Raw genomic sequence first — 374 nt, forward strand, 5'->3', positions numbered from 1 at the left:
TCATAGTATTTTTCAGAAAAATTATTATCTTCCTCAAAATCATCTATTCGCTTTTCTAATCGATTCACCAGATCCTCAATACGATCGGCTTGCTGTTTAACAGCAATAGATTGAAAATCATTGGTCAAAATTTTACTGAATAATTTACTGGTTCTGATTCCTTCTGAATTAGCCAATTGATCGTAGAATTCTGCTACTTGTGGATCTAACCTGACTGCATAAGTTTTGACTTTTTCGCCCATAAATTACACCTCTTATTAAAATTAGATTTTGTACAAAATTAAATATATATAATTCAACTAATTAAATAAAAAATAATAAGTAGATTACGTACAAACCTATTTGTACAGAATTAATTTATTTTAAAACAAAAA

1 protein-coding gene is annotated in these 374 nt (G+C 27.0%); it reads right to left on the bottom strand.

Annotated features, from left to right (window positions below):
• Positions 1 to 242 (bottom strand): hypothetical protein (locus VF685_RS14080; protein WP_271747998.1); only part of this gene is annotated, 242 nt, incomplete at its 3' end.
• Positions 243 to 374: the final 132 nt, after the last annotated feature.

This window comes from Acinetobacter sp. Brlt_5, assembly GCF_051949055.1.
Classification (GTDB): Bacteria; Pseudomonadota; Gammaproteobacteria; order Pseudomonadales; family Moraxellaceae; genus Acinetobacter; species Acinetobacter indicus.